Raw genomic sequence first — 23,848 nt, 5'->3', positions numbered from 1 at the left:
GAACCGCTGTCAGCGACCGATGCGGCGGTCCCGGGCTCGGACAGCGGGTCGGCGGCCGAACGCGTGGTCGCGGCGGTCGGCGCCGTGCCCGGGGTCACCGGTTTGTACGCCGGAGCCTTCGGGGAGATCGCCACCTACCTGCCGGGCGGTCGAGTCGGTGGCATCACGTTGTCGGACAACGCAGGTGAAGTGCACATCGTCGTCGACATGGCACACGATCTGCGAGCCGTTGCCGAACAAGCCGCCGATGCCGCCTCCGCTGTTGCCGGTGTACCGGTGTCGGTGGTGGTCGAAGACATCAGTGTCGGCGGTGCAGCGACGCAGCAGCCCGAAGAAGCACAGCAGCCTGAAGAAACACAGCAGCCTGAAGAAGAACAGCCGTCCACAGGGGTGAAAAACGATGGGTAACAACGCGATGTTGGGTCTGCTGGCCGGATTGCTGCTTGCGATCGCGGCCACCACCGGCGGGTTCGGCGGGTTCATCCTGGCGGTTCTGCTCGGTGCTTTCGGTTTGGCGCTTGGGCTGCACCGCGACGGCTCGATCGATCTCGGTGCAATCCTGAAGAGCCGGAACCGTGGCTGACGCGGTCACCGTCACCGTCGGTGCCACCGACGCCGGCGCGTCGGGTACCGCAGCGCCGGCCCACGCACCGGGAGTGGCTGCGCAGGAGCCGGATTCCGACGTCCGTGGATCGTTGGTGCTCGCCGACCGCGTGGGCGTCAAGATCGCCGAACGGGTCGCCCTCGACGTAGACGGTGTGATCCGCACCGACAGCGGCGGCCCGTCGGTTCTGGGCGCGATCAATCCGCTGTCGAGCGGCTACCCGTCGGCGAGCGTCGACATGTCGCAGACCGCGCCGACCGTCGCGTTGACGGTCGCGTTGAGTTGGCCCTGCGCGGTGGCCGCGGTGTGCGCACGTACCCGCGACCATGTCGCCGACGAGATCGCCCGCCTCACCGGCGTGCGACCGGCGCGGGTCGACGTGACCGTCGCCCGGATCGTGTCGGGGGAGGCAGTCCGTCGTCGGCGCGACGGCTACATCGAACTACCCGTCCCGGAGGAGACATGACCACGTCCACCGACCACGAACCGCACGACGACGAGAAGACCCGCCGGATCGCCATCGCCCGCACCGCAGACACGCATCAGGGCAAGGTCTTCGCGCCGTCGTCGACGCCGGTCGCCGTGGTCGGGGGCGTGGTGATCGCGTTCGTTCTGCTGGCGCTGGTCATCGTCGCGATCCGCGATCTGGTGGTACAGGCGGGCTGGGTGTCGGGTACCCGATGGTCGCGGGAAGGGGCCGATTGGGTGGCCCGCAGCACCTGGCAACAGTGGATGTGGCCGGTTGCGATCGCGCTGATCCTCATCGGCCTGTGGTTGTTGTGGTCGGCGGTCCGGACACGTCGCCGTACCCACGTGAGCCTCGGCGGCTACGAGGTGATGTGGACGCGGCGCGGTGACATCGCCCGGCGCATCAGTACGGCGGCGTTGTCGGTGCCCGGGGTGGAGCACGCCACCACCGTGGTGGGCCGCCGCCGGGCGAAGGTCGTGGTGACCGCGACCGATACGCATCCCGACGCCGACGCGATCCGCGCCGCGGTGGCGTCCGCGGCGGCCGCCCCGGAGAAACCGCTGCGGGTGAAGGTCAAGATCGTCGCGCGCCGCCGCGCAGGGGAGAGCCACCGCGCAGGGGAGAGCCACCGCACGGGGGAGAGCAACCGCGAAGGAGAGGACTCATGAACCGCGGACCCGCCACATTGCATCGCATCACCGCAGGCATCTTCGGCATCGCCGTCCTGCTGGTCGGCGTCGGTGCAGTGCTGTGGCAGCTCCACGTGCCCGTCGTGCGCGAGTGGGCCGACCACCTCGACGCGGGTTGGGCGTCGCGCCTGGCGAGGACGGACTGGTGGATCGTGGTGCTCTTCGGCGTCGCCATCGTCGGCCTGGTCTGGAGCTGGTCACTCCTGGCCACCGCGATCCGACCGAACAAGGTGGACGAGCTCGAACTCTCCGGCAGCAACGCCGACGGACGGCTCACCGTGGCGCCCAAGTTGATTGCCGCCGCGGTCGCCGACGATCTCGCTGGCAACACCATGTTCGACGAGGTCACCGCCAAGGCGCTCGACGACCGCGGCCGAAAGATCATCAGGATCACGGTGACCGCTCCGCCCACCTATTCCTACGACGAGATCGCCGCCGTGCTCGGACCCGAGGTGCAACGCGTCCGAACCGCCGTGGACGGCTCGGATGTACATGTGCAGGCGCTGGTGCATCTGCACACGGTCAGCTGATCGCCGTCGTGTCGGTCACCTCCGGTGGATTCCCGGGACTACCGTGACGCTGATGCAACCGATGTCGGCCGGCGATGCGCAGGCGTTCTGGATGGCGCCGATCATCCCCAACGACCAATTCGTCGTCTTCGGCTTCTCCGCCGATTCCGCGAACGACGGTGTGCAACCGGACGGTGTGGGACTCGACGGTGTGGGACTCGAGGACATCGCGACATGGGTCCGGCGGCGCGCGGAGGGTGTCGACGATCTGCGACTGCGTGTGAAGCCCGTGCCGGGCGACCTCGACCGTCCGTACTGGGTGCGGGCGCCGGTCGACGACGACCAGATCCGGCTCCACCGCACCGCGACGGAGTGGACGCAGTGTCTCGACGTTCTCGGCGAACAGATGACCGATCAACTCGACGCGACCCGACACGCTTGGCGCGCACACATTTTCGGACCCGTCACCGACGTGATCGTGGCCGGGCGGCGCCACACCACGGTCGTGGTGGCCTTGCAGATCAGCCACACCCTCGGCGACGGTCGGCGCACCGCCGGCATCGCGCGCGAACTATTCGGGCCCGATTTCCGCGCCGAAGCCCACCCCCGCACCGGACACGGCGCGGCCCGGCCGCGCGCGATGCCGGCGCCGGTGTTCACCGCGGTACGGGGTGCGGTGCGACTGCCCATCGAGCTGGCCGCGATGCTCGCACTCGGGGTGCGTGCGTTCCGGCTCGAGCGGACCGCCGCACCGCGCCTGGAGGGAGGTGTTGCGCTCACCGCACTCAACCGCCCACCCGGACGCGACCGGCAGTTGCGTACAGTCACCGTCGACCGCGATCGCCTGCGCGTGTGTGGGCACAGCGTCACCGTGGGCGCGCTGCTCGCCATCTCGATGGCGTTACCGGAGTATCTCGGCGGTATCGAGGGCCGGTGTGCCGTGGAGCTGACCATCGCACGAAAGCCACAACCCAACGTGCGTAACAACTTCCGCAACGCCGGGGTCGATCTGCACGTTGCCGAACCCGATCTGCGCACGCGTGCCGGGCTGATCGCCGCCGAGATCGACACCGTCCGCCGCGACGGCGACGATGCGGCACGGCGGGCATCACGGCGCGCCACCGCCGCGACACCGGCACCGCTACAACGGTGGGGGATAGGGAAATTCGATCCGACGGTGCGACCGGAACGGGTCACGGGTGTGACCGTGGTGTCGTCGGTCTACCGCGGCGCGGCCGATCTCACCCTCGACGGGCGTGCGGTGCTGATGACCGCGGGGTTTCCCGCGTTGTCGCCGGCGCAGGGATTGACGCACGGGGTGCACGGGATAGGCGACACCGTGACGATCTCACTGACCACGAGCACAGCCGTCTGCCCCGACATCGACCGCTACGTCGACCTTCTCGAGTCCGCGATCGCGCGGATCACAGCTGACTGCGCGGACTGCGGGCCGGATCATGTCCGCTCGGCAGCGAGTTCTTCGGCGCCCGGGTGAGCCGCTTGGGTAGTCGGTCGGCCAGCCCGCCCAGCGGTGCCACCGTCTGATTGAGCAGATCCACGGTCTCGGCCAGTTCGTGCACGGTGTCCTGCATCGCCAGCAGGTTGGGTGCGAGCTGGCCGATCACCTCTGTCAACTCGGTGATCCGGTCCAGCGGTCCCCCGGGCGCGATCGTTCGCTCGATGGCGCCGTTCTCGCCGACGAGTTGATCGAGCAAACCGCCGTCGGCGGCGAGCCGGTCGAGGATGCCACCCGGTTCGGTCACCTTCTCCAGCACGCCGTCGGGGGCGGTGAGCTGATCGACGATGCCCCCCTCCGACGTCAGCCGATCCAGGATGCCCTCGTCCTCGGTGAACTGATCGATGACACCGCCCTCGCGGGTGAGTCGATCGAGTGGACCGTCTTTGGCGGTGAGCCGCACCAGGATTCCGCCATCCTCGGTCATCTGGTTCAGAATGCCGCCGGGCGCGGTCAGCTTCTCGAGCAATCCGTCCGCAGCCGTGAGCCGGTCGACCACGCCACCCGGGGTGACCAGCCTTTCGAGCGGTCCGCCGGGCGCCACCAGCCGCCCCAACGGACGCTCGGGCGACATCAGGTCGGCGAGCTGCGAGATGAGGGCCAGCGGTGCACGCGCGCCACCCACCTCGTCACCGCTTATCCCGAGCGCATGGTTCACCTCGTACTGAAAGCTGGCGGCGGTGATGCGCGCAATGCTCACGGCCGACTCCGCGGCGGTGAGGGCAACGCCGGTCGCAGCGAAGCCGAGCCTGAACGGCAGTTCGAGCAGCGTCCGCGCGTCCGGCTGATCAGAGCTCATGGCCGTACCCTAACCCGCCGTGGCGGAGGTACCGCCCGCTTTGGCCGCTGCCTTGGCGGCCTTCTTGAAATCACGGACCTTCTGCAACGAATCCGGATCGGTCACGTCGGCCACGGACCGGTAACCCTTCTTCCCGTAGTCTCCGACCACCGTCGTCCAGCCCCGCGGTTTCACCCCCAGCTGTTTCGCCAGCAACGCGGTGAAGATCTTGGCCTTCTGGTCACCGAATCCGGGTAGCGCGCGCAGCCGCGCGAACAGATCGGCACCGCTGGTGGCGCCGGTCCAGATGGCAGCGGTGTCGCCGTCGTAGTCGTCGACCACCACCCGCGCCAGCTCCTGCACACGCCCCGCCATCGATCTGCCGTAGCGGTGGATGGCCGGTGGGGTGGCGCACAAGTCGGCGAACGCCTCCGGATCGGCATCGGCGATCGCCGTCGGGTCCATGCTGCCGAATCGGTCACGGATCTTCGCTGGTCCGGCGAAGGCGCGTTCCATCGGAAACTGCTGGTCCAAGAGCATTCCGGTGAGCAACGCGAACGGATCCGACGACAGCAGTTCGTCGGCGGCCGCCTCCTGGGCAATCTGCAGTTTCGCCATGAGGCCATCGTAGGGACTCGTACACTGTCGCCATGTCCGGCGGGGTGGGTGTGAAGGTGTCGATGCGTCGATTCGTCCGCCGACCCACCGCGCTTCGGTTGCGGCGTCGCAGCATCGTCGCCGTGGCGGCCGGGGCCATCGCGGTGATCGCATGCGCGACGGCGCCGGTGGCGCAGGCGATTCCCGAGTACAGCGACCCCAACCTCGTCACCACACTCGACTGTCCGAGTGCCAACCCGTGGCCACTGGGTCCGCTGCCGGTGAAGGTCGACGTGTTCAACGGGATACGGTTCCCGGCCGACGGACTACCCGGCCCGGCGATCACCCTGATCGGTTCCATTCGGGGCAAGCCGCAACTGGTGGAGTACACCACGCAGGTCCGGGTCACCTGGCGCAATCTGCGCACCGGCGCGCGAGGTGTGGTGTCGGCGCCGAGTCGGGCACGCACGGTCAGCTGGCAGATCGATCTGCATCCGGGGGCGGGTCCGGTGGTTTTCACCATCCACCAGACGATCGGTGCCGTCGCATTTCTGCCGATGGTCAACCCGCAGTACTCGACGTGCCGTGGCGTCGCGAACGCCTAGCTCACGGAATCGTAGTGTCACGAAATCGTGAGATCGGGAACCGTAGGTCACGAAACCGGTGGCAACTCACCGATTTCTGCGGATTCGCATTGCCACGCGGGTAGCGTGAATTCTCAGTAATCGCACAGGCGCATTTCGAGCAGTGAGGCGAGGTCGGTCAGATGGTCGATAAACAGCAGGCTGCCGAGGTGGCCGAACAGCACACCGCCAAGGTTCTCGGCGTGACGATCGCGGCCGCGGTGGGTGGTTTCCTCTTCGGATTCGACAGTTCGGTGGTCAACGGCGCCGTCGACTCGATTCAGAGCACTTTCGGGCTGGGTGATCTGTTCACCGGTTTCGCGGTGGCCATCGCGTTGCTCGGATGCGTGGTCGGCGCCTGGTTCGCGGGTCAACTCGCCGACGTGTGGGGCCGCAAACGCGTGATGCTTCTCGGGTCGGTGCTGTTCGTCATCTCGGCGATCGGGACCGCGTACACGCAGACGGTCTGGGACCTGTTGCTGTGGCGTGTGCTCGGTGGCCTGGGTATCGGTATCGCATCGGTCATCGCACCCGCCTACATCGCCGAGATCGCCCCCGCGCGATACCGCGGCGCACTGGCCTCCATGCAGCAGCTCGCGATCACGCTGGGCATCTTCGCCGCCCTTCTGTCGGACACCTTGCTGCAGAACGCGGCGGGCGCGCCGCTCAACGACCTCTGGTGGGGGCTGGAGGCGTGGCGTTGGATGTTCCTGGTGGGCGTGGTCCCGGCCGCCGTCTACGGCATCCTGGCACTGTCGATCCCGGAGTCCCCGCGATACCTCGTCGGCCGCAACCGCGACGCCGAGGCGGCACGCATCCTCGAGGAGGTCACCGGCGAGCCTCATCCGCTCGAGCGCGTCAAAGAGATCAAACTGAGTGTCCGCCGGGAATCGAGGACGAAGCTCTCCGACATTCGTGGACCGTCGTTCGGGTTGCACCCGCTGGTGTGGGTGGGTATCTGGCTGGCCATCTTCCAGCAATTCGTCGGCATCAATGCGATCTTCTACTACTCGACAACCCTGTGGAAGTCGGTGGGCTTTTCCACCAGTGACGCCTTCACCACCTCGGTGATCACCTCCGCCATCAATGTCGCCATGACCTTCGTGGCCATCCTGTTCGTCGACCGGGTGGGCCGCCGCAACCTGCTGTTGTGGGGGTCGGTGGGCATGTTCATCGGGCTACTGATGGCGTGTGTGGCGTTCACGCAGTCGTCGTATCAGCAGTCCGGGATGGTCGGTGATGTCACGTGTACCCCGGGTAACACCGACAAGGACTGTCTCACGCTGGCCGGCAATTGGGGCGTGATCGCGCTGATCGGGGCGAACCTGTTCGTCGTCGCATTCGCCGCCACCTGGGGCCCGGTCATGTGGGTGATGCTGGGCGAGATGTTCCCCAACCGCATCCGGGGTGTGGCACTGGGTGTGTGCACCGCGGTCAACTGGATGGCCAACTTCACCATCTCGATGCTGTTCCCGCAGGCATCGGCGACCCTCGGTCTCGGCTGGGTGTACGGATTCTTCGCGGCGTGTGCCGCGGCGTCGTTCTTCTACGTCCGGGCCAAGGTCGAGGAGACCAAGGGCATGGAACTCGAGGAAATGGACGCGGTGGCCGAGTCGTCGTTGTCGCGTCTGGAAGCGACACGTGCGGCCAAGGCTCGGTAGAGATTCCACCACGCCGCACCACAGGTTGCCGATTGACGCGCCGGGCGCGTCAATCGGCAACTCTTGTCGAGGCGGGTACGCCTGCGGCCAGCCCGCCGACGAGCAGCGCCTGTGCGGCGAAGTAGGTTGCCAGCACGAGTAACTCGCTGATCTTCCGGGCGCGCTGATTGCTGATGAGGTGCCTGCGGTTGAGAATCGTCAGGTCTGAGACGAGAAACAGCCAGCCACCGCGCCGCATTCGCGGCTGCGGTGCGGGGATGTCGCCGGCGAGGGTGGCCATCGTCGCCAATGTCGTCCCGTAGGCGCCGAGCACGGGCAGTAGCCCCGGACGATGCGTGGCGATCACCGCGGCCGATTCGGCGAGCATCATCGTCCGCGGCGCCGCCGAGGCGAGCCGGTATCGCGCGCCCCGACGCACCATCAGTGCGCAATAGCAGAGCTGCGAGCCGGCGAAGAACAGCGCAGCGCGGGCGAGGTGACGGTCCTTGGCGCGCCAGTCCGCCTGTCCGTCAACGGATTCGGTCAGGTCGGTGAACTCCTCGACCAGCATGGCCCGGTCACCGGCCATCGCCCCGGCGATCACCCCGGTGAGCAGCACGTTGTCGAGCGCGGATCGATGCGTGCGGCCGGCCAACACCCGCATCCCGAGAAGGCCGAGAGGTACGGGTTTGGTCGCTGCCGCCAGTGTGCGCGGGCCGAAAGCGCCCGCGGCGGTGGCCAGACCGGCCGCGGCGAGGTAGCCCACGGTGAACCGCGCAGGCCATCCCCGCGGCCGGTGCGTCACTGCATCAGCCGGTTGACGAACCACCGGAAGTCGTTGGCGGCCATGGCGTCTGCCTGGTCGGCCTGGAACACCAGGTAGGGGCGGGGGGTCACGTGCGAGTCGGCGATACGCGCGTCGTTGATGTACTTGAACGTCAACGGCACCACCACCGTCGGATCCACCAGGCCCTGAGCCATGAGCACCGGACGGGTGAAGCCGCGCACCGGCAATTCCGATGCGGACTGCAGTACGGCACCGAGTTCGCGGTTGCCCGACAGCGGTTTGCTGAACAGCGATCCCAGCGGTACACCGTCGACCTGCCGGGTGAGTTCGGCGACGCACAGGTCGGCGGCCTTGTTGATCCACTGCCGTCCGGAATCGGTCAGGTAGTCCACCACGTCCACCTCGGGGCGGGCGCGGCTGATCGCGCTGAGCGTGAACAGGGCATCTGCGGTGAGCCCGGCGGGCATCGTGGTGGTACCCGGACCGAGACGGGTGAGCAGCGTCGAGAACTGCGCCGGGATCGACGATGCGGCCGCGCCACGGAAGTCCAGTTCGGGTCCCTGCAGGGCGGTGGCGATCCGGGCGAGCGCCACCGCGGCGGCCGCTCCCTGTCCCCGTCCGACCACCGCCCACGACCGGGACAGGTTGTCGGCGATGTCGTGCCCGGCGCGGACAGCGTCGACGATGTTGCGTGCGGTGGCGTCGCTGTCGAAGTACTGCGGCACGCCCTCGGTGCCCAGTCCGGCGTAGTCGCTGCTGATCACGGCGTAACCACGGCCGAGCCATGTCTTCGCCTGGTCGAGGTCCTCGGCCGTCGGGTGAGTGGTGGGTGCGCAGGTATCGGCGAGACCCCGCGAGCCGTGGGCCCATGCGACGACGGGGTAACCGCCGGCCGGTGCCGGAGTGAACGGGAGCAGCAGGACACCGCTGGACAGGTGCGGTTTGTCGTCGGCGCCGGTGCTCCAGTAGGTGAAGATGTTGCCACTCGCCGCTCCCGGCACGAGGTTCGCCCGGGGGATCTGTCGGTTCGCGAAGACTGTCCCGGCCTTACCGGGGGCGGGGTCGGAGGCGCTGGAGGTGCTCGGGCTCGGCGTGCTGGTGGTCGGGGCGCCGTGCGCGGATCCGCCCGCCAAGGTCATGCCGATCGCTGCGGCGGCAGCGATCGCCGTGCACATCCACGCCCTGCCCCGGGTGATACCGGTGGTGCTCATGGTGCAGTGACCACACCGATCGCCGGGAGGAAGTAGCAGGTTCGCCCGTTGTTGCCGGACGTGCCGTAGATCGCCGACAGAATGGTGCCACTGCCGGTCTTCACCGGTGCCAGTCGCACCCCGGCGAGCGGCGGCAGCACCGATCGCACCCGCTGGTCGAGCGGTTGCAGTTCGGCGAAACCGCCCTGCAGGGTGTTGGTGTTGAACCACGCCACCTGCATATGCCCGTCACCGTTGGCGTCGGGGGATGCCGGCACAAACGCGTACGCGGTTTCGCCTTGCTCCACCAGATTCAGTTTCTCGGGGAGTTTGATACCGGGTACCAGGTTGAGCAGCGGCTTGAGCGGGTCGATGACCTTCATGGGTTCCTCTTTGGCCGGCCACGGGCCCGGTGCGGCTCCCGCGCCGGCGGTGACCAACCCGAGTGGATTGTCGGCGGTGGGATCGGTACACAGCGGTGCGATCGACGGGGAGAACGGCTGGATTCCCAACGACTTGAGGATGCTCATGGTGTCGGCCGCGGCCACCGGACGGGCCGCCGTCGGCGCCGACACCGTCGTCCCGCCGAGCTGACTCGACAGCGCACTGAGCTTGTTGACCACGTCCTGCGTCGACATCTGTCCGAGCGACGACTTCACGGCCTCCGCGGCCTGCAGGGCGATCTTGTCGGCGCCGGCCGCTTTGAGTGCCTTGACCGCCTCGGCGAGTTCGTGGTCGAGGGGCCCTGCACCGAGCGACGGGGAGGTCGGCGACAGCGTGCTCGGGGCGCCCGGCGTTGCGTAGGCGTCGGCAGGGACCGAGGCCAACCCGGCCACGATCGCCATCGACGCGACAGCGGCACCCAGGCGTGCGGTGCGACGCAGAGGTGTGCGGCGGGAGCCTGCGGTCATGATCACTCCTTGAGACGAGCCGAAACGGCCCCACGAGCGATGGGGCGCATGTGACTGGTGTTGCTCAAGTTAAAAGAGACCACGTTTGAGCTGTCGACTTCAAGTCGTGAAGCCGACCTGTGACGTGGCCGCTACCGAGGGGCGATCACCGTCGAACGACTCGGCCGTCGGTGCCCCGCAGACGAGACACCCTCGCGTGGCGAGGCCACACGAGGGTGTTCTGAGTGCATCGGAGACGTGTGCGTATCCGCGCGGGCCGCCTTTAGATGATGGCGAGTCCGATGGTCGGCACGATGGTGCAGGAGATGACGCGACCCTTCATCTTGGTGGTGACGTCGCCGTAGATCGTGGAGATCAGCCGACCCTTGCCGGGCGTCGCGATCCCGGTGAACGTGCCCGGACCCGCCGCGGCATTGATCAGCGGATTGCGCTTGAGCTGCAGTTGGCCGGTGCGTCCGTTGTCGATGTTGATCCAGCTGACCCAGAGCTTGCGCACCGGATTGTTGATCGCGGGACCCGTACCGAGACTGGTGTAGACATACCCGGCCTGTCCGCGCTTGGGTCCCGGCGCCGGAGCCTTCTGCGGACCCGCGGTGACCAGTGCTCGGCCGAGTGAATTGCCGCCGTCCGGCATGCAGCCGAAACCGAGTGTGGGATAGAGGAATTCCTGAATGCGCGGCGCGTTGGGCCCCTGCGGGATCTCGGGCTCACCGGGCTTGGCCACCTCGGCGACCTGTTGCTGACGCAGCATCTGCCGGCGCCCGGGTTCGCCCATGAAATCGATGATCGCGCGCCACGTCGAGGCCACCTGCGGGGGCATCCCCGGCTGTGCTGCCATCGTGCGCGCCTGGTCGAGTAGCTGCGCGTTGATCTTGCCGTCCGGGCCCGGGGTGGTGACCGAGCCGATGATCGCCGGGGCGAACGCGCCGAGCGAGTCCAGGGTGCGCTGGTCGACCTTCGGGGCGGGGGCCGGCGCCGCCGACGCGATGGCCGGAGCGGCGAGCGACGCCGCGAGGGCGAACGTGGCTGCGACGGTGGCCAACCGTGCTCGACGGGTCAGTGCTGACAAACGCACGTGGGTTCCTATCGGTTGTCGGTGGGGCGGACCCGCCGGTGACGCCGAGTGCCGCGGGTCATTCTAAGCAGCCGGGGCTAGGCGATGTCCAGGCAGCCTAACCCCGATCCTGTGTGACAACTGAGACTATTGATTCAATTGTTACCAATGTTACGAACGGGCCTTGTGTCGTGGGGCACCCGCCGAACTGGTTAGATCGACAGCAGTCGTATCGCGCGACCGCTGTGCAGGGTTACACCGACATCGGGTGTGGTGAGGAGGCCGGGTGGCCGAGCAGACCGGAGGGGTTCGATCGATGTCCGCCACACGGATCGGACGGGCCGCAGTGCTGGCCGTGGCGGTGGTGACCGGCGTGTCCCTGGTGTCTGCCTGCGGTGATGACACCGGATCGGCCACTGCGGTCACGATGCTCACACACGATTCGTTCAGCCTGCCCCAATCGGTGTTCGATGCGTTCACCAAACAGACCGGTCTCACCCTGAAGGTGGTCAAATCCGGCGACGCCGGCCAACTCGCGTCGACGATCTCGCTGACCCCTGGATCGCCCAAGGCCGACGTCGTCTACGGCATCGACAACACCTTCGCCTCACGTCCGGTGGAGGCGGGTGCGCTCGAGCCGTACACGCCGCCGGCGGCGGCCGACGGTGCCGCCGACTACGCGCTGCCCGACACCAACGGGGAACTGACCGCCGTCGACCGCGCCGACGTGTGCCTCAACGTCGACGACGAGTGGTACCGCACCAAGGCGCAGCCGGCACCGACGAGTCTTCGCGATCTGCGCGAGCCCACGTTCGCCGCACAGGCGGCCCTGCTCGACCCGGGCACGTCCTCGCCCGGAATGGCGTTCCTGCTCAGCACGATCGGTGTGTTCGGCAACAAATGGCTGTCCTACTGGAAGCAGGTTGTCGCGGGTGGCGCCACGATCGTCTCGGGATGGGAGATCGCCTACAACCAGTTGTTCACCGCCGGTGAGGGCCGGGGCAGCAAGCCCATCGTGTTGTCCTATGCGTCGTCGCCGGCCGCGACGCCCGGGACCAGTGCGTTGCTCGACGGCTGTTTCCGTCAGGTCGAATACGTCGGTGTGCTCAAGGGCGCGACGAATGCCGCAGGTGCCCGCAAAGTGGTCGATTTCATGCTCAGTCCCACTGTTCAGCGGGCTCTTCCGTCGGCCATGTACGTCTATCCGGTGCAGCGCAACACCCCGTTGCCCGACGGCTGGGCGCAACGTGCACCGGTGCCGCAGTCCACGGTGACCCTGCCGCCCGCCTACATCGCGCAGAACAGGGAAACGTGGCTCGAGCAGTGGCGCGCCGCCGTGGGGCGGTGAGCGGCGGCCGGGTCGGTCCGTGGCTCCTCGCTGTGGTGCCCACCGCGTTCATCGGGCTGCTGTTCGTGTGGCCGGTGGCCGCGCTCGTGCGCCGCGCGATGACCACCGCCGGTGACGGGGGATCGCACTCGCTCGCAGAGCTGTTGCGGCGCACACACGCCGCGCACCTTCTGGCGGTCACCCTCGGGCAGGCCGCCGCATCCACCGTCCTCGCCCTGCTCGTCGCCGCCCCCATCGTGTGGCTCTACGTCCGTTCCGGCGGTGTCGGCACGATCGTGCTGACCGTGGTGGTGACGATCCCGTTCGTGCTGCCCACGGTGGTGGTCGGCGTCGCGTTCCGCGCCGTACTCGACGGCCCCTTGGCGTTCGCGCACATCGGCTCCGGATGGTGGGCGGTGCTGCTGGCGCATGCCTTTCTCAACGTCGCCGTGTTCGTACGGGTGGTCGGCGCAGCATGGCGATCCCTCGACACGCGCGCGGTCGATGCCGCACGCACCCTCGGTGCAGGGGAATGGCGGGCCTGGCGCACGGTGGTGGCGCCCCGGCTGTTGCCGCCGACCGCCGCCGCGGCCACGCTGGTGTTCCTGTTCTGCTCCACCAGTTTCGGCGTCATCATCATTCTCGGTGGCGGCACGCTGCGCACCGTCGAAACCGAGATCTACACGCAAGCCATCGGCTACTTCCGCATTCCCGAGGCCGTGGCGCTCTCGATGCTCCAGATCGTGGTGGTCATCGCAGCATTGCTGGTCAGTGTGCTCGCCGGTGGCCGGGCCGGGCCGGGCACCGCCCGGGCATACACCCGACGACGTCCCATCAGCGGGGCGACGTGGGTCGCAGTGGTCGCCGTGTCGGCGTGGACGACCGTGGTTCTCGTCGGCCCTGTGCTCGTCCTCGCGCTGCGGTCGGTGCGGCCCCGAGCCGGTGGCGACTGGACGCTGTCCGGCTACCGCGCACTGGCCGAGCCGGTCAATGGTGTGACACCGCTTGCCTCGCTGCGCTATTCGCTGATCACCGCCACACTCGCGATGGTGATCGCCGTGTGCGTGGGCTCGCTCGCCGCGCTCGCGCTGCACCGTACGCGGGGTGCATTGCGTTCGGTGGGAGAGGTTCTCGGGATGATCCCGCTCGGATTGAGCGCGGTGACCCTGGGGTTCGGTTATCTCCTCGTGCTGGCGGCGATGCCCGCGCGGATCGCGTCGTCGCCGCTGGTGATCCCGTGTGTGCAGGCGCTGATCGCAATACCGGTGGTGATCCGCATCGTGATCCCGGCGCTGGAGTCGGTGCCGCCGCGGCAACAGCAGGCGGCAGCCACCCTCGGCGCCGGACCGATCCGTGTATTCGCCACGGTCGATGCCCCCGTCATCGGCCGATCCGTTGCCGCCGCGGGTGGATTCGCCTTCGTGATGGCGCTCGGTGAATTCGGCGCCACCAGCTTTCTGGCGCGTGCAGACACCACCACACTGCCCGTGCTCATCGGATCGGCGCTCAACCGGCCCGGGGCGTCGAATCTCGCCACCGCGATGGCGGCATCGATGGTGTTGGTGGCTGCCACCTCGGTGGCCGTCCTCGCGGTCGAGGCATTGCGGCCACGATCGGGCGTGTTGCTGTGACGCTCGAACTCGACCGACTGCGGGTGAGCTACGGCGCCGAGTCGGTGATCGACGATCTGAGCTGGCGGGTGGGCGACGTAGCGCCGGTGACCGCACTGCTCGGTCCGTCGGGGTGCGGCAAATCGACCCTGATCCGTGCGGTGGCCGGATTGGAGCGGCCCGCGGGCGGCCGCATCCGCTTCGACGAAGTCGATCTCGAGGGCGTTCCTGCGCACCGTCGTGACTTCGGGGTGGTGTTCCAGGATGGCCAACTGCTGGGCGGACGCACCGTGGGCGCCAACGTCGCCTACGGACTGCGAGCCCGACGCGTGCCGCGCGCCGAGCGGACGCGCCGGGTTGCGGAGATGCTGGAACTCGTGCAGTTACCCGGCTTCGAGGACCGGCGGGTGGAGGAACTCTCCGGCGGGCAGGCCCAGCGCGTCGCGCTGGCACGTGCGCTGGCACCGAGACCCCGACTGTTGTTGCTCGATGAACCCCTGGCCGCCCTCGATCGGGCACTGCGCGACGAACTCGCCCTGCAGATCCGCGAGATCGTTTGTGCCAGCGGAACTCCGACAATCATGGTGACCCACGATCACACCGAGGCCGCGGTGATGTCCGATGTGATCGCGGTGATGCGGAACGGCCGGATCGTGCAGTCGGCGCCACCGGCGGGTTTGTGGAAGGCGCCCGTCGACGAGTGGACCGCGCGGTTCCTCGGCTGCACCACGATCGTGGCCGCACACCGTGTCGGCGCCCGGGTGGCGACCCCGTTGGGCGAGGTCGATCTTGACGTCCCGTGGTCGGAGGGGCTCCTGGGGTTACGGGCGGAGTCGGTGCGTGTCATGACGACCCGCGAGACCGGTGTGACCGCAACCGTTCTCGTCGCCGCGGATCTGCCCACCGGGACCCGCTTGCGTCTGTCGACCGCCGGTGGCGACCTCGACGCCGTGGCCGACGGGCCGGTCGAGGCGGGCGACGAGGTGAGTGTCCGGCTGGTGCCCGAGCGGATCGCGGTGATCGCGTCGTGAGCGGACGCGTGGTGGTGGCCGGGGCGGTGCTGGCGACGTCGGATGATCGAATTCTGTTGGCGCAGCGCCGCTATCCGCCGGAGGTGGCCGGATTGTGGGAGTTGCCCGGCGGCAAGGTGGAGGACGGGGAGGACCTCGCGGCGGCGTTGCGTCGCGAACTGCTCGAAGAACTCGACGTGCTGGTGGAACCCGGTGTGCGTCTCGAGGTTCAGGTCCCACTCTCGGCGGACCTCACCCTGATCGCGATGTGGGCTCGGATCGTCGGGGGGACGGTGCGACCACTCGATCACGCGGCCGTCGCCTGGGTGGACGCCGCGCGATTGCGGCGCCTGGCCGAACTCGGGCAGATCGTGCCCGCCGACACCGCGTGGTTGCCCGAGATCCTGGCCGTTCTCGAAGGCACCTGACCCGTGAGTGTCACGACGCGGCAACGGGTATGTAGTCCGTTCGGGTTCAAAGCAGCGTTCGGGTCGACGCGCATTCTCGGATCTCGCTAGTGTCAGACACCGACGAACAGGCGCCACGACCAGGGATCACGAGTCGTGGCGCCCTTTGGTGACTACCGAGGGATTCGGGGGGCAACGTGGCGATGACGGGTTGGCACATGGGGACTGCCCGCCGGACGGTGATGAGTGTGCTGGCGGCATCGATCGCCGTGGTGATGAGCGTGGGTGCGATCGGCGTCGCGGCCGCCGCACCGACGGGATCGTCGGGTGGCAACGGATCATCGACGGGCAGCGCCGGTGTGGACACGAGTTTCTACACTCCGCCGTCGGGGCCTCTGCCCGCGCCCGGGACCCTGTTGAAGACGGCTCCGATGTCGACGTTCATCACAGTGCCGAGTGCCTGGGGCCGGGTTCCGGCGCGGGCCACGCTCATCATGTATGTGACCACCGACGCGCTCGGCCACAAGACCGCGGTGAGCGGCTACTACCTGCAGCCTGCGCGGGCGTGGAAGGGACCCGGCCCCCGGCCGCTCGTGTCGTACGCGCCGGGAGCGCACGGGCAGGGCGACCAGTGCGCACCGTCGCGGGTGCTGCAGTCGGTCACCGTGTCCTCACCCGGTGGCCCGATGGCCGAGATCGAGTCGCTGATCACCTACAACCTGGTCGCCAAGGGATACGGGGTGGTCAGCACCGACTACATCGGACTCGGCACGCCGGGGGTACACACCTTCGGTATCCGCGTCGACCAGGCAAACGCTGTCATCGACGCCGCCCGCGCGGCGCTGACACTTCCCAACGTCGACCCCCACACCAAGGTGGCGCTGGCGGGGTATTCCCAGGGCGGCGCGGCCACCGCGGCCGCGGCGGAAATCATCGACGACTACGCTCCCGAACTCAGGAAGCAGGTGGTCGGCATCTATGCGGGCGGCGCGCCGACCAATCTGCGTTCGCTCCTCGACTACCTCGACGGCAACCGGCTCGGCGGAGCGATCGCGTGGGCCATCAACGGTGCGACGGCGCGCTATCCGGAGATCGCCACGCTCGTGCCCGGCTTGCTCAACGCCGAAGGCAAGAGGGTCATGGCCTCCACCAAGGATCAGTGCATCGTCGCGGTGAGTCTGCTCGGCGCGCCGAAGACCAGTAGCTGGACCGCGAGCGGCAAGAAGATCGGCGAGATCATCGACGAGAACCCGGCGCTCGCCAAGCGTGTCGACGAACAACGGGTGGGCATGCTGCCGCCCACCTCGATCCCGATCCTGTTGTCGGCCAACCCCGTCGATCCGACCGTACCCAAGTTCCAGGGCGATCAGCTCTACGGGGACTGGTGCGCCAAGAATCCCGCCTCGCTCGAGTACAGATACATCCGGTTCCCGGTACTCGGCGGCACCCCGCTCGGGCACATCGCCGGCGGTGTCGCCGGATTCAACGAGGCGTTCGGTTGGCTCGCCGATCGTTTCGCGGGCAAACGGGCGGTCACCGGGTGCGTGAAGGCCGGGGAGTCCAACGGTTCGTCGACGGGCTCGGCCGGGTCCTCTTGACCTGCCGATGGCTCGGAGTCCGCACAGGACAGCGGCCACTGGCAGGGCGCCCGAACCATCGGCGCGTCCGGGGTAGCGTCGGGCACTGTGATTCGACGACCCCGGCGCCAGACCTGGCGGGCGCCGGTACTCATGGTCGCCGGTGGAACCTCGATGTACCTGGGCGCGGCGATCGCAGTGGTCCTCTTCGACCGCATATCACCGGCCGGGGTGGCATGGATGCGGATCGCCGGGGCCGCGGTGGTCCTCGCCGCGTGGGTCCGGCCCCCGCGCGACGCCTGGACTCCGGGACGTCTGCGCTTGGCCGGCGCGTTCGGGCTCGTCACCGCCGCGATGAACATCGCTTTCTATGAGGCGCTGCACCGCTTGCCGCTCGGGACGGCGGTGGCACTGGAGTTCCTGGGGCCGATCGTGGTGGCCGCTGCCGGGTCGCGCACCCGGCGTGACGTGGCCGTGTTGGTGTTCGCAGTGATCGGGGTGATCCTGATCGTCGACGTGCGGTGGGCCGGGTCGGCCGCGGGAGTGCTGTTCGCCTTGCTCGCCGCGCTGTGCTGGGCAGGCTACATCGTGGCGGGAAAACTTGTGGCGCAACGTGGTTCGGGATTGGAGGATCTCGCCACCGGGTTCGTCGTGGCGGCGGTGGTGACCTCGCCGCTCGCGTTGCTGCTGGGCCCGGCATTCGCGCCGGGTGCCCCCACCGGACGGTTGGTGCTCCTCGGACTCGGACTGGGTGTGGCCTCCACGGCCCTGCCCTACGCGATCGACCAGGTCGTATTGCGATCGGTGGGGCAGGCGGGATTCGCGCTGCTGCTCGCCCTGCTACCGGTGACCGCGGCGGTCGTCGGATTCGTGGTTCTCGGACAACGGCCGCAGCCCGCCGAACTGATCGGCATCGCGCTGGTGGCGTTCGCCGTGGCGGTGCGCGCGCCCGATCCCGGTGCCGATCCCGCCACCGGCTGAGCGACCACCGGCCGGACGTGCGCGGTCAGGCGGCCCGCGCCTTCTTGAGCGCCTTCGACAACTTCTTCTTCGACAACTGCGAGGTGTCGAGTTTGGACATGCGGTTGATGACCACCGGGCAGCGCACACAGCGCGTCGAGCTGCGGCAGCACTTCTTCTTGGGCGTGAGCCCGGCGACCTTTCGCGGGTTCACCTTCGCCATGAGGGCACGGTAACACCGGGGGATCGACGCCGACCCTGATGCTGTGATCGCGATCTCACCGGCACAACCGATACCCTGTACAGGTTGACCGCCGACCGGGAGTCTGCGGCACCGAAGTCCACCGCCGCGGCCCCGCCGCAGCCGCCCCAGCACGAAAGAGAACTCAGTGAGCGCTGCTCCCAACTTCCGCAACGTCGCGATCGTCGCGCACGTCGACCACGGCAAGACCACGCTGGTCGACGCGATGCTCCGCCAGTCCGGGGTGTTCGGTGAGCGTGCCGAACTCGTCGACCGGGTGATGGACTCCGGTGACCTCGAACGCGAGAAGGGCATCACCATCCTCGCCAAGAACACCGCCGTCCACCGCCGCCAGCCCGACGGCACCGAGGTCGTCATCAACGTCATCGACACCCCCGGGCACGCCGACTTCGGTGGGGAGGTGGAGCGCGGACTGTCCATGGTCGACGGCGTGGTGCTCCTCGTCGACGCCTCGGAGGGGCCGCTGCCGCAGACCCGCTTCGTGCTGCGCAAGGCGCTGGCCGCCTCGCTGCCGGTGATCCTGGTGGTCAACAAGACCGACCGTCCCGACGCCCGCATCGCCGAGGTCGTCGAAGAGACGCACGATCTGCTGCTGGACCTGGCCTCCGATCTGCCCGAGGAGGCCGCTGCGGCCGCCGAGCAGGTGCTCGATCTCCCGGTGCTCTACGCCTCGGGTCGCGCCGGTGTGGCCAGCACCGTCGAGCCGGCCGACGGTGAGGTGCCCGAGGGCGACAACCTCGACCCCTTCTTCGACGTGCTCCTCGAGCACGTGCCCGCCCCCAAGGGCGATTCCGACGCGCCGTTGCAGGCGCACGTCACCAACCTCGACGCCTCGCCGTTCCTCGGTCGTCTCGGCCTCGTCCGTATCCACAACGGCACCCTCAAGAAGGGGCAGACCGTTGCGTGGATGCGTGAGATCACCAAGGACGACGGCACCGCCGAACCGGTCGTCGAACGTGCCAAGATCACCGAACTGCTCGCCACCGTCGGTGTTGAACGCAGCCCCGCCGAGTCGGCGGTCGCCGGCGACATCGTCGCGATCGCCGGCATCCCGGAGATCATGATCGGCGACACCCTCGCCGACTCCGAGAACCCGGTCGCGTTGCCGCGCATCACCGTCGACGAGCCCGCGATCTCGGTCATCATCGGCACCAACACCTCACCGCTGGCCGGTCGGGTCAAGGGACACAAGCTGACCGCCCGAATGGTCAAGGACCGTCTCGACACCGAACTCATCGGCAACGTGTCGCTCCGCGTGGTCGACATCAACCGCCCCGACGCGTGGGAGGTGCAGGGTCGAGGTGAACTCGCCCTGGCCATCCTTGTCGAACAGATGCGCCGCGAAGGCTTCGAGCTGACCGTCGGCAAGCCCCAGGTGGTCACCCGCAAGGTCGACGGCAAGGTGCACGAACCCTTCGAGCACCTCACCATCGACGTACCCGAGGAGTACCTCGGCGCGGTGACCCAGCTGCTGGCCGCGCGCAAGGGCCGAATGGATCAGATGAACAACCACGGGTCCGGCTGGGTGCGAATGGAGTTCACCGTGCCGTCGCGTGGCCTGATCGGCTTCCGCACCGATTTCCTCACCGAAACCCGCGGCACCGGCATCGCCAACGCGGTGTTCGAGGGCTACCACCCGTGGGCCGGTGAGATCCGGGCACGCCACACCGGTTCGCTGGTCAGCGACCGGGCGGGCACGGTGACCCCGTTCGCGATGATCCAGCTCGCCGACCGTGGCACCTTCTTCGTCGACCCGGGTGACGACACCTACGAGGGCCACGTCGTGGGTATCAATCCGCGCGCCGAGGACCTCGACATCAACGTGACCCGCGAGAAGAAGCTCACCAACATGCGGCAGTCGTCGGCCGATGTGATGGAGACGCTGGCCAAGCCGATGCAACTCGATCTCGAGGGTGCGATGGAATTCTGTGCCGGCGACGAGTGTGTCGAGGCGACGCCCGAAGTGGTGCGGGTGCGTAAGGTGCACCTGGATGCGTCGACACGGGCCCGCGAACGGTCACGGGCCAAGTCGCGCGATCAGGCGGCAGGCTGACGGCCGGAGTCCGCGCGGCACGGTCTGCTCGGCGGCCGAGTGTGATGCGCAGGTGAGGCAGAGTCGGACGAGGGTGATGCGTGGTCGGGGGTGATGGAGTGAGGGGCAGGTCGCCGCGGTGGCCGGGTCCGGGCGGACCCGGCGGACGGACGCTGGTGACGCTGCTGCTCACCGCGGTCCTGGCGATCGCGACGTCGGCCTGCATGTCCAACCCGCCGCCGCCGGTTCGCGACACCGCGCCGCCGCCCACACCCACCGAGTACCCCACCGAGAAGACGATCTTCGTCGCCACCGATTCGGTGGGAACGGGTTTCAACCCGCATCTGGGTGCAGATCAGAGTCCGGTCACCACCGCGATCGCCGCGATGACACTGCCGTCGGCGTTCGAGCCCGTGCAAACACCGACCGGGGTGGTGTGGCAGCGGCAGGACGCACTGCTCACCTCCGCCGAGGTGACCGGTCAGGCGCCGTTCACGGTGACCTACACGATTCACACCAACGCCCAGTGGTCCGACGGTCTGCCGGTGACCGGTGACGACTTCAGTTACCTCTGGCAGCAGATGTCGCGGCAGCCGAATGTGGTGGCGCCGGCGGGATACCGCCTGATCGACTCGGTGGAGACCAGTTCGGGCGGCAAGGTGGTCACCGTGAAGTTCGCCCGGCCGTATCCGGCGTGGCGGGAGTTGTTCAACTGGCTGCTGCCCAGTCACGTACTCAAGGGCGCGCCCGCGGGATTTCAGACCGGTATGGACAGCGGCAAACCGGTGTCGGCGGGACCGTTCTCGGTGTTCTCGATCGACACCACGCGCGACGAGGTGCGGCTCATCCGCAACGACCGCTACTGGATGAAACCCGCCAACCTCGATCAGGTGGTGCTACGCCGCGCGGGAACCGCGTCGCAGATGGTCGAGTCGGTGCGATCGGATGCCTCGGCGATCGCCACCCTCGGTATGGGACCGGCGACAAGCGCAGAGCTCGCCGCCGTCCCCGGTGTCGTCACGCAACGCAGCCTGACGTCGCGATCCCTGGGCATCAGCGTCAACTCCAGGACACCGGTGATGGGTTCCGTCGCCGTACGCAGGGCAATCCTCGGCATGATCGACCCCACGCTCACCACGTACTCCGCCGCGGGCGACTGGATTGTGGAGCCGTATGCGAACACGGTGCTCGCACCGTCGGACCCGGGGTACTTTCCGGTGACGCGCAACCGCCCCGGGCCCGCCGGGATCGACGACCTGCTCGCTTCGGCGGGATACCGGCGCGCCCCGGCCGTCGCCGGTGCGCCGACCCGGACTCCGGGATCGGCGACGACGTCGCAGGAGCCCTCGTCGAGCCCGGCGTCGTCACCCGAGTCCGCCCCGGAGGGCGAGACCGGGTCGGGGATCGGTCCGGTACCCGACGGAGTGACGCCGTTTCAGAAGGACGGTCGGGATCTCGTTGTCCGGGTCGGTGCCATCAGCGGGGATGTCCGGTCGATGTCGGCGGCGGCCAACGTGGTCGACCAACTGCGCGGGGCCGGAGTACGCGCCGGGGTGGTGTCTTTGCCCAGCAATGAGCTGTACGGGGTGGCACTGACCGAGTCGAAGGTCGACGTGGTGGTCGGCTGGAGCGGACTCGGTGTGCCACCCGCCGCGGCGTTCGCCTCGCAGGTGGACTGCGATCAGCCCAAACCGGGGACCGCGCCGTCGCTGAGCACCCCGCCCACGCCCACCAGCGTGGCGCCCGGGCAGGATGCCGCCCCCGCACAGGACGTGTACGCCAGCAATCCGTCGGGGCTGTGCGACCCGGTGCTGATCGGCATGGCGCGCGAGGCGATGTCGGCGCCCGATCCCACCCCGCAATTGGTCGAGGCCGAACCGCTGCTCGCCGCACAGGCCATCTACCTGCCGCTCTACCAGGACAGCATGCTGGTCGGCGTCACCCCCAAGGTGCGCGACGTGCCGCTGTCGGGGCCGATCCAGGTGTCGATCTATGGCACGGCGCAGACGTGGGCGCTGCGATGACAGGGGTGTGGCGATGACCGACACCTCGACGCGCCGCCGGATGTTGTTGCTGCACGCACATCCCGACGACGAGACGATCATGACCGGCGGGACCATCGCCCGCTATCTCGACGCGGGTGTCGACGTTCGCGTGCTCACGTTCACCCTCGGGGAGGAGGGGGAGGTGATCGGCGAGCGGTGGGCCCAGCTCACCGCCGACCGCGCCGATCAGCTCGGCGGCTACCGCGTCCTGGAACTGACCCGGGCGCTCGCCGAACTGACCCCGGCGGGCCGGCCGTCGCTGGAGCCCCGGTTTCTCGGTGGTGCCGGTCATTGGCGTGACTCCGGGATGGCGGGAACCGCGTCGGCCCGGCATCCGCGCGCGCTGGCCCGGGCCCCGTTCGACGATGTGGTGTCCACCCTCACCGACCTGATCGTCGACTTCGACCCGCAGGTGCTGGTCACCTACGACGCCGCGGGCACGTACGGCCACCCTGACCACAAACAGGTGCACGAGGCGTCGATGGCCGCGATCCCGCTCGCCGAACAGCGCACCGGACATGACCTGGTGGTATGGGAGTCGGTGACCGAGCACTCGGCGCTGCACGCCGGGCTGGCCGCCGCCGCGGCGATCCCGGCCGGGTGGCGGATGCCCGCGCCCGGTGAGTTGCCCAGTTATCCCGACGCCGACATCGACGCCGCGATCGACGTCTCGCAGGTCTACGCGCGCAAGGTCGCGGCGCTGGCGGCGCACGCCACCCAGGTCACGGTTGCCCCCTCGGGTACGGAGTACGCGCTGAGCAACAACATCGCGCAGCCCATCATGGCCGTCGAGCACTTCATCCGTCGCAGTCCCGGCGCAGCCGTGGCCGGGCGGCGGGTCACCGACCTGTTCGAACCGGTGGTGTGATGCGCATCCTCGATCGCGTGTTGCTCGGTCTGCTCATCGTCGACGGGCTGATCGTCGGGTTGCTGTCGGTGGCCTTCGTCTACCTGCGAATCGACGGTGTCGCGGTCCCCGCGGCCGCCGTCGGCGCAGGCATCGGCAACTGTGTGCTGCTCTGGCTGGCAGCCCGGCAGACCGACGGGCCGCTGCGTTACGGCCCACTGGTTGCGTGGCTCGTGGTGCTCGTCGCCGCAGCGTTGTCGGGACCCGGCGGTGATGTGATGCTCGCCGTGCAGGGTTCGATGACCCTGGCGACGCTGCTGTTGGTGGTGATCGGACTCGGAGCGCCGGTGGCCTTGATCTGGACCCGACGTCTGCCCGAACCGGAGTAGCCGAGAGCCTGATCG

Annotated in this window: 25 protein-coding genes; 18 read left to right on the top strand and 7 right to left on the bottom strand. The window is 68.5% G+C overall.

What is annotated here, in order from left to right:
• Positions 1 to 63: 63 nt before the first annotated feature.
• Genes ACWDTD_RS01095 through ACWDTD_RS01070 form a run of 6 tightly spaced genes read left to right on the top strand, consistent with a single transcriptional unit; the run spans position 64 to position 3,766 of the window.
• On the top strand, positions 64 to 408 hold the full coding sequence (locus ACWDTD_RS01095; RefSeq protein ID WP_449745208.1) for a hypothetical protein: 345 nt from the start codon (positions 64 to 66) through the stop codon (positions 406 to 408).
• Positions 401 to 583 (top strand): DUF2273 domain-containing protein, encoded by a 183-nt coding sequence (locus ACWDTD_RS01090; RefSeq protein WP_449745207.1) that lies wholly within the window; start codon positions 401 to 403, stop codon positions 581 to 583. The genes ACWDTD_RS01095 and ACWDTD_RS01090 overlap by 8 nt, the downstream gene beginning before the upstream one ends.
• The gene (locus ACWDTD_RS01085) at positions 576 to 1,070 is read left to right on the top strand and encodes an Asp23/Gls24 family envelope stress response protein (RefSeq protein ID WP_449745206.1); all 495 of its coding nucleotides are present in this window, start codon (positions 576 to 578) and stop codon (positions 1,068 to 1,070) included. Before ACWDTD_RS01090 ends, ACWDTD_RS01085 begins: the two co-directional genes overlap by 8 nt.
• Positions 1,067 to 1,741 (top strand): DUF6286 domain-containing protein, encoded by a 675-nt coding sequence (locus ACWDTD_RS01080; RefSeq protein ID WP_449745205.1) that lies wholly within the window; start codon positions 1,067 to 1,069, stop codon positions 1,739 to 1,741. The genes ACWDTD_RS01085 and ACWDTD_RS01080 overlap by 4 nt, the downstream gene beginning before the upstream one ends.
• Complete coding sequence (locus ACWDTD_RS01075) at positions 1,738 to 2,292, top strand: hypothetical protein (RefSeq protein ID WP_449745204.1); 555 nt, start codon at positions 1,738 to 1,740, stop codon at positions 2,290 to 2,292. The genes ACWDTD_RS01080 and ACWDTD_RS01075 overlap by 4 nt, the downstream gene beginning before the upstream one ends.
• A 52-nt stretch (positions 2,293 to 2,344) precedes the next feature.
• Positions 2,345 to 3,766, top strand: a complete 1,422-nt coding sequence (locus ACWDTD_RS01070) for a WS/DGAT domain-containing protein (RefSeq protein ID WP_449745203.1) — start codon at positions 2,345 to 2,347, stop codon at positions 3,764 to 3,766.
• Here ACWDTD_RS01070 and ACWDTD_RS01065 read toward each other — a convergent pair.
• Positions 3,696 to 4,586 (bottom strand): hypothetical protein, encoded by an 891-nt coding sequence (locus ACWDTD_RS01065; protein ID WP_449745202.1) that lies wholly within the window; start codon positions 4,584 to 4,586, stop codon positions 3,696 to 3,698. The genes ACWDTD_RS01070 and ACWDTD_RS01065 overlap by 71 nt on opposite strands.
• A 9-nt stretch (positions 4,587 to 4,595) precedes the next feature.
• On the bottom strand, positions 4,596 to 5,183 hold the full coding sequence (locus ACWDTD_RS01060) for an HhH-GPD-type base excision DNA repair protein (RefSeq protein WP_449745201.1): 588 nt from the start codon (positions 5,181 to 5,183) through the stop codon (positions 4,596 to 4,598).
• 62 nt (positions 5,184 to 5,245) lie between these two features.
• On the opposite strand from ACWDTD_RS01060, the gene ACWDTD_RS01055 reads away from it, so the two are divergent.
• The gene (locus ACWDTD_RS01055) at positions 5,246 to 5,767 is read left to right on the top strand and encodes a hypothetical protein (RefSeq protein WP_449745473.1); all 522 of its coding nucleotides are present in this window, start codon (positions 5,246 to 5,248) and stop codon (positions 5,765 to 5,767) included.
• A 161-nt stretch (positions 5,768 to 5,928) separates the two neighbouring features.
• Entirely contained in the window at positions 5,929 to 7,446 is a 1,518-nt protein-coding gene (locus ACWDTD_RS01050; RefSeq protein WP_449745200.1) for a sugar porter family MFS transporter, read from the top strand.
• A gap of 49 nt (positions 7,447 to 7,495) precedes the next feature.
• Here ACWDTD_RS01050 and ACWDTD_RS01045 read toward each other — a convergent pair whose 3' ends face one another.
• The 4 genes from ACWDTD_RS01045 to ACWDTD_RS01030 form a co-directional block, all read right to left on the bottom strand.
• Entirely contained in the window at positions 7,496 to 8,230 is a 735-nt protein-coding gene (locus ACWDTD_RS01045) for a lysoplasmalogenase family protein (RefSeq protein ID WP_449745199.1), read from the bottom strand.
• The gene (locus tag ACWDTD_RS01040; protein ID WP_449745198.1) at positions 8,227 to 9,423 is read right to left on the bottom strand and encodes a lipase family protein; all 1,197 of its coding nucleotides are present in this window, start codon (positions 9,421 to 9,423) and stop codon (positions 8,227 to 8,229) included. The genes ACWDTD_RS01045 and ACWDTD_RS01040 overlap by 4 nt, the downstream gene beginning before the upstream one ends.
• The gene (locus tag ACWDTD_RS01035; RefSeq protein WP_449745197.1) at positions 9,420 to 10,313 is read right to left on the bottom strand and encodes a hypothetical protein; all 894 of its coding nucleotides are present in this window, start codon (positions 10,311 to 10,313) and stop codon (positions 9,420 to 9,422) included. The genes ACWDTD_RS01040 and ACWDTD_RS01035 overlap by 4 nt, the downstream gene beginning before the upstream one ends.
• 262 nt (positions 10,314 to 10,575) lie before the next feature.
• A complete protein-coding gene (locus ACWDTD_RS01030) occupies positions 10,576 to 11,388 on the bottom strand; it encodes an Rv1157c family protein (RefSeq protein WP_449745196.1) in 813 nt (270 codons plus the stop codon).
• A 295-nt stretch (positions 11,389 to 11,683) separates the two neighbouring features.
• On the opposite strand from ACWDTD_RS01030, the gene ACWDTD_RS01025 reads away from it, so the two are divergent.
• The 6 genes from ACWDTD_RS01025 (at position 11,684) to ACWDTD_RS01000 (ending at position 18,279) form a co-directional block, all read left to right on the top strand.
• Positions 11,684 to 12,715: a thiamine ABC transporter substrate-binding protein gene (locus ACWDTD_RS01025; RefSeq protein ID WP_449745195.1), complete on the top strand. Its 1,032-nt coding sequence runs from the start codon at positions 11,684 to 11,686 to the stop codon at positions 12,713 to 12,715.
• Positions 12,679 to 14,325, top strand: coding sequence for an ABC transporter permease (locus ACWDTD_RS01020; RefSeq protein ID WP_449745194.1), 1,647 nt, complete (start codon positions 12,679 to 12,681; stop codon positions 14,323 to 14,325). The genes ACWDTD_RS01025 and ACWDTD_RS01020 overlap by 37 nt, the downstream gene beginning before the upstream one ends.
• Positions 14,322 to 15,335, top strand: a complete 1,014-nt coding sequence (locus ACWDTD_RS01015; protein ID WP_449745193.1) for an ABC transporter ATP-binding protein — start codon at positions 14,322 to 14,324, stop codon at positions 15,333 to 15,335. The genes ACWDTD_RS01020 and ACWDTD_RS01015 overlap by 4 nt, the downstream gene beginning before the upstream one ends.
• Positions 15,332 to 15,742 carry an NUDIX domain-containing protein gene (locus ACWDTD_RS01010; protein ID WP_449745192.1) on the top strand — a complete coding sequence of 137 codons (411 nt, stop codon included), beginning with the start codon at positions 15,332 to 15,334 and terminating at the stop codon, positions 15,740 to 15,742. Before ACWDTD_RS01015 ends, ACWDTD_RS01010 begins: the two co-directional genes overlap by 4 nt.
• A 197-nt stretch (positions 15,743 to 15,939) precedes the next feature.
• Entirely contained in the window at positions 15,940 to 17,319 is a 1,380-nt protein-coding gene (locus tag ACWDTD_RS01005) for a lipase family protein (protein WP_449745191.1), read from the top strand.
• Positions 17,320 to 17,472: 153 nt separating this feature from the next.
• On the top strand, positions 17,473 to 18,279 hold the full coding sequence (locus tag ACWDTD_RS01000) for an EamA family transporter (protein WP_449745472.1): 807 nt from the start codon (positions 17,473 to 17,475) through the stop codon (positions 18,277 to 18,279).
• A 25-nt stretch (positions 18,280 to 18,304) separates the two neighbouring features.
• On the opposite strand, the gene ACWDTD_RS00995 is transcribed toward ACWDTD_RS01000, so the two are convergent.
• Entirely contained in the window at positions 18,305 to 18,481 is a 177-nt protein-coding gene (locus tag ACWDTD_RS00995; RefSeq protein ID WP_449745190.1) for a hypothetical protein, read from the bottom strand.
• A 166-nt stretch (positions 18,482 to 18,647) separates the two neighbouring features.
• On the opposite strand from ACWDTD_RS00995, the gene typA reads away from it, so the two are divergent.
• The 4 genes from typA to ACWDTD_RS00975 all read left to right on the top strand — a co-directional run bounded on the left by typA (position 18,648) and on the right by ACWDTD_RS00975 (position 23,833).
• Entirely contained in the window at positions 18,648 to 20,573 is a 1,926-nt protein-coding gene (gene typA, locus ACWDTD_RS00990; RefSeq protein WP_449745189.1) for a translational GTPase TypA, read from the top strand.
• 203 nt (positions 20,574 to 20,776) lie between these two features.
• Entirely contained in the window at positions 20,777 to 22,576 is a 1,800-nt protein-coding gene (locus tag ACWDTD_RS00985; RefSeq protein WP_449745471.1) for an ABC transporter family substrate-binding protein, read from the top strand.
• A 13-nt stretch (positions 22,577 to 22,589) separates the two neighbouring features.
• The gene (mshB, locus tag ACWDTD_RS00980) at positions 22,590 to 23,465 is read left to right on the top strand and encodes an N-acetyl-1-D-myo-inositol-2-amino-2-deoxy-alpha-D-glucopyranoside deacetylase (RefSeq protein ID WP_449745188.1); all 876 of its coding nucleotides are present in this window, start codon (positions 22,590 to 22,592) and stop codon (positions 23,463 to 23,465) included.
• On the top strand, positions 23,465 to 23,833 hold the full coding sequence (locus ACWDTD_RS00975; protein ID WP_449745187.1) for a facilitated glucose transporter: 369 nt from the start codon (positions 23,465 to 23,467) through the stop codon (positions 23,831 to 23,833). The genes mshB and ACWDTD_RS00975 overlap by 1 nt, the downstream gene beginning before the upstream one ends.
• The last annotated feature ends 15 nt before the right edge of the window (positions 23,834 to 23,848 follow it).

The sequence above is a fragment of the Gordonia sp. NPDC003425 genome (genome assembly GCF_053588635.1).
The sequence above is the reverse complement of the archived record's forward strand: the minus strand, read 5'-3'. Positions and strand labels throughout refer to the sequence as shown.

What these genes read in the sequence shown, in the direction of transcription:
- ACWDTD_RS01090 (WP_449745207.1), top strand. Translation starts at nt 401, where the DNA reads ATGGGTAACAACGCGATGTTGGGTCTGCTGGCCGGATTGCTGCTTGCG.
- ACWDTD_RS01080 (WP_449745205.1), top strand. Translation starts at nt 1,067, where the DNA reads ATGACCACGTCCACCGACCACGAACCGCACGACGACGAGAAGACCCGC.
- ACWDTD_RS01075 (WP_449745204.1), top strand. Translation starts at nt 1,738, where the DNA reads ATGAACCGCGGACCCGCCACATTGCATCGCATCACCGCAGGCATCTTC.
- ACWDTD_RS01070 (WP_449745203.1), top strand. Translation starts at nt 2,345, where the DNA reads ATGCAACCGATGTCGGCCGGCGATGCGCAGGCGTTCTGGATGGCGCCG.
- ACWDTD_RS01065 (WP_449745202.1), bottom strand. Translation starts at nt 4,586, where the DNA reads ATGAGCTCTGATCAGCCGGACGCGCGGACGCTGCTCGAACTGCCGTTC.
- ACWDTD_RS01060 (WP_449745201.1), bottom strand. Translation starts at nt 5,183, where the DNA reads ATGGCGAAACTGCAGATTGCCCAGGAGGCGGCCGCCGACGAACTGCTG.
- ACWDTD_RS01055 (WP_449745473.1), top strand. Translation starts at nt 5,246, where the DNA reads ATGCGTCGATTCGTCCGCCGACCCACCGCGCTTCGGTTGCGGCGTCGC.
- ACWDTD_RS01050 (WP_449745200.1), top strand. Translation starts at nt 5,929, where the DNA reads ATGGTCGATAAACAGCAGGCTGCCGAGGTGGCCGAACAGCACACCGCC.
- ACWDTD_RS01040 (WP_449745198.1), bottom strand. Translation starts at nt 9,423, where the DNA reads ATGAGCACCACCGGTATCACCCGGGGCAGGGCGTGGATGTGCACGGCG.
- ACWDTD_RS01035 (WP_449745197.1), bottom strand. Translation starts at nt 10,313, where the DNA reads ATGACCGCAGGCTCCCGCCGCACACCTCTGCGTCGCACCGCACGCCTG.
- ACWDTD_RS01025 (WP_449745195.1), top strand. Translation starts at nt 11,684, where the DNA reads ATGTCCGCCACACGGATCGGACGGGCCGCAGTGCTGGCCGTGGCGGTG.
- ACWDTD_RS01005 (WP_449745191.1), top strand. Translation starts at nt 15,940, where the DNA reads ATGGGGACTGCCCGCCGGACGGTGATGAGTGTGCTGGCGGCATCGATC.
- ACWDTD_RS01000 (WP_449745472.1), top strand. Translation starts at nt 17,473, where the DNA reads ATGTACCTGGGCGCGGCGATCGCAGTGGTCCTCTTCGACCGCATATCA.
- ACWDTD_RS00995 (WP_449745190.1), bottom strand. Translation starts at nt 18,481, where the DNA reads ATGGCGAAGGTGAACCCGCGAAAGGTCGCCGGGCTCACGCCCAAGAAG.
- ACWDTD_RS00985 (WP_449745471.1), top strand. Translation starts at nt 20,777, where the DNA reads ATGTCCAACCCGCCGCCGCCGGTTCGCGACACCGCGCCGCCGCCCACA.
- mshB (WP_449745188.1), top strand. Translation starts at nt 22,590, where the DNA reads ATGACCGACACCTCGACGCGCCGCCGGATGTTGTTGCTGCACGCACAT.
- ACWDTD_RS00975 (WP_449745187.1), top strand. Translation starts at nt 23,465, where the DNA reads ATGCGCATCCTCGATCGCGTGTTGCTCGGTCTGCTCATCGTCGACGGG.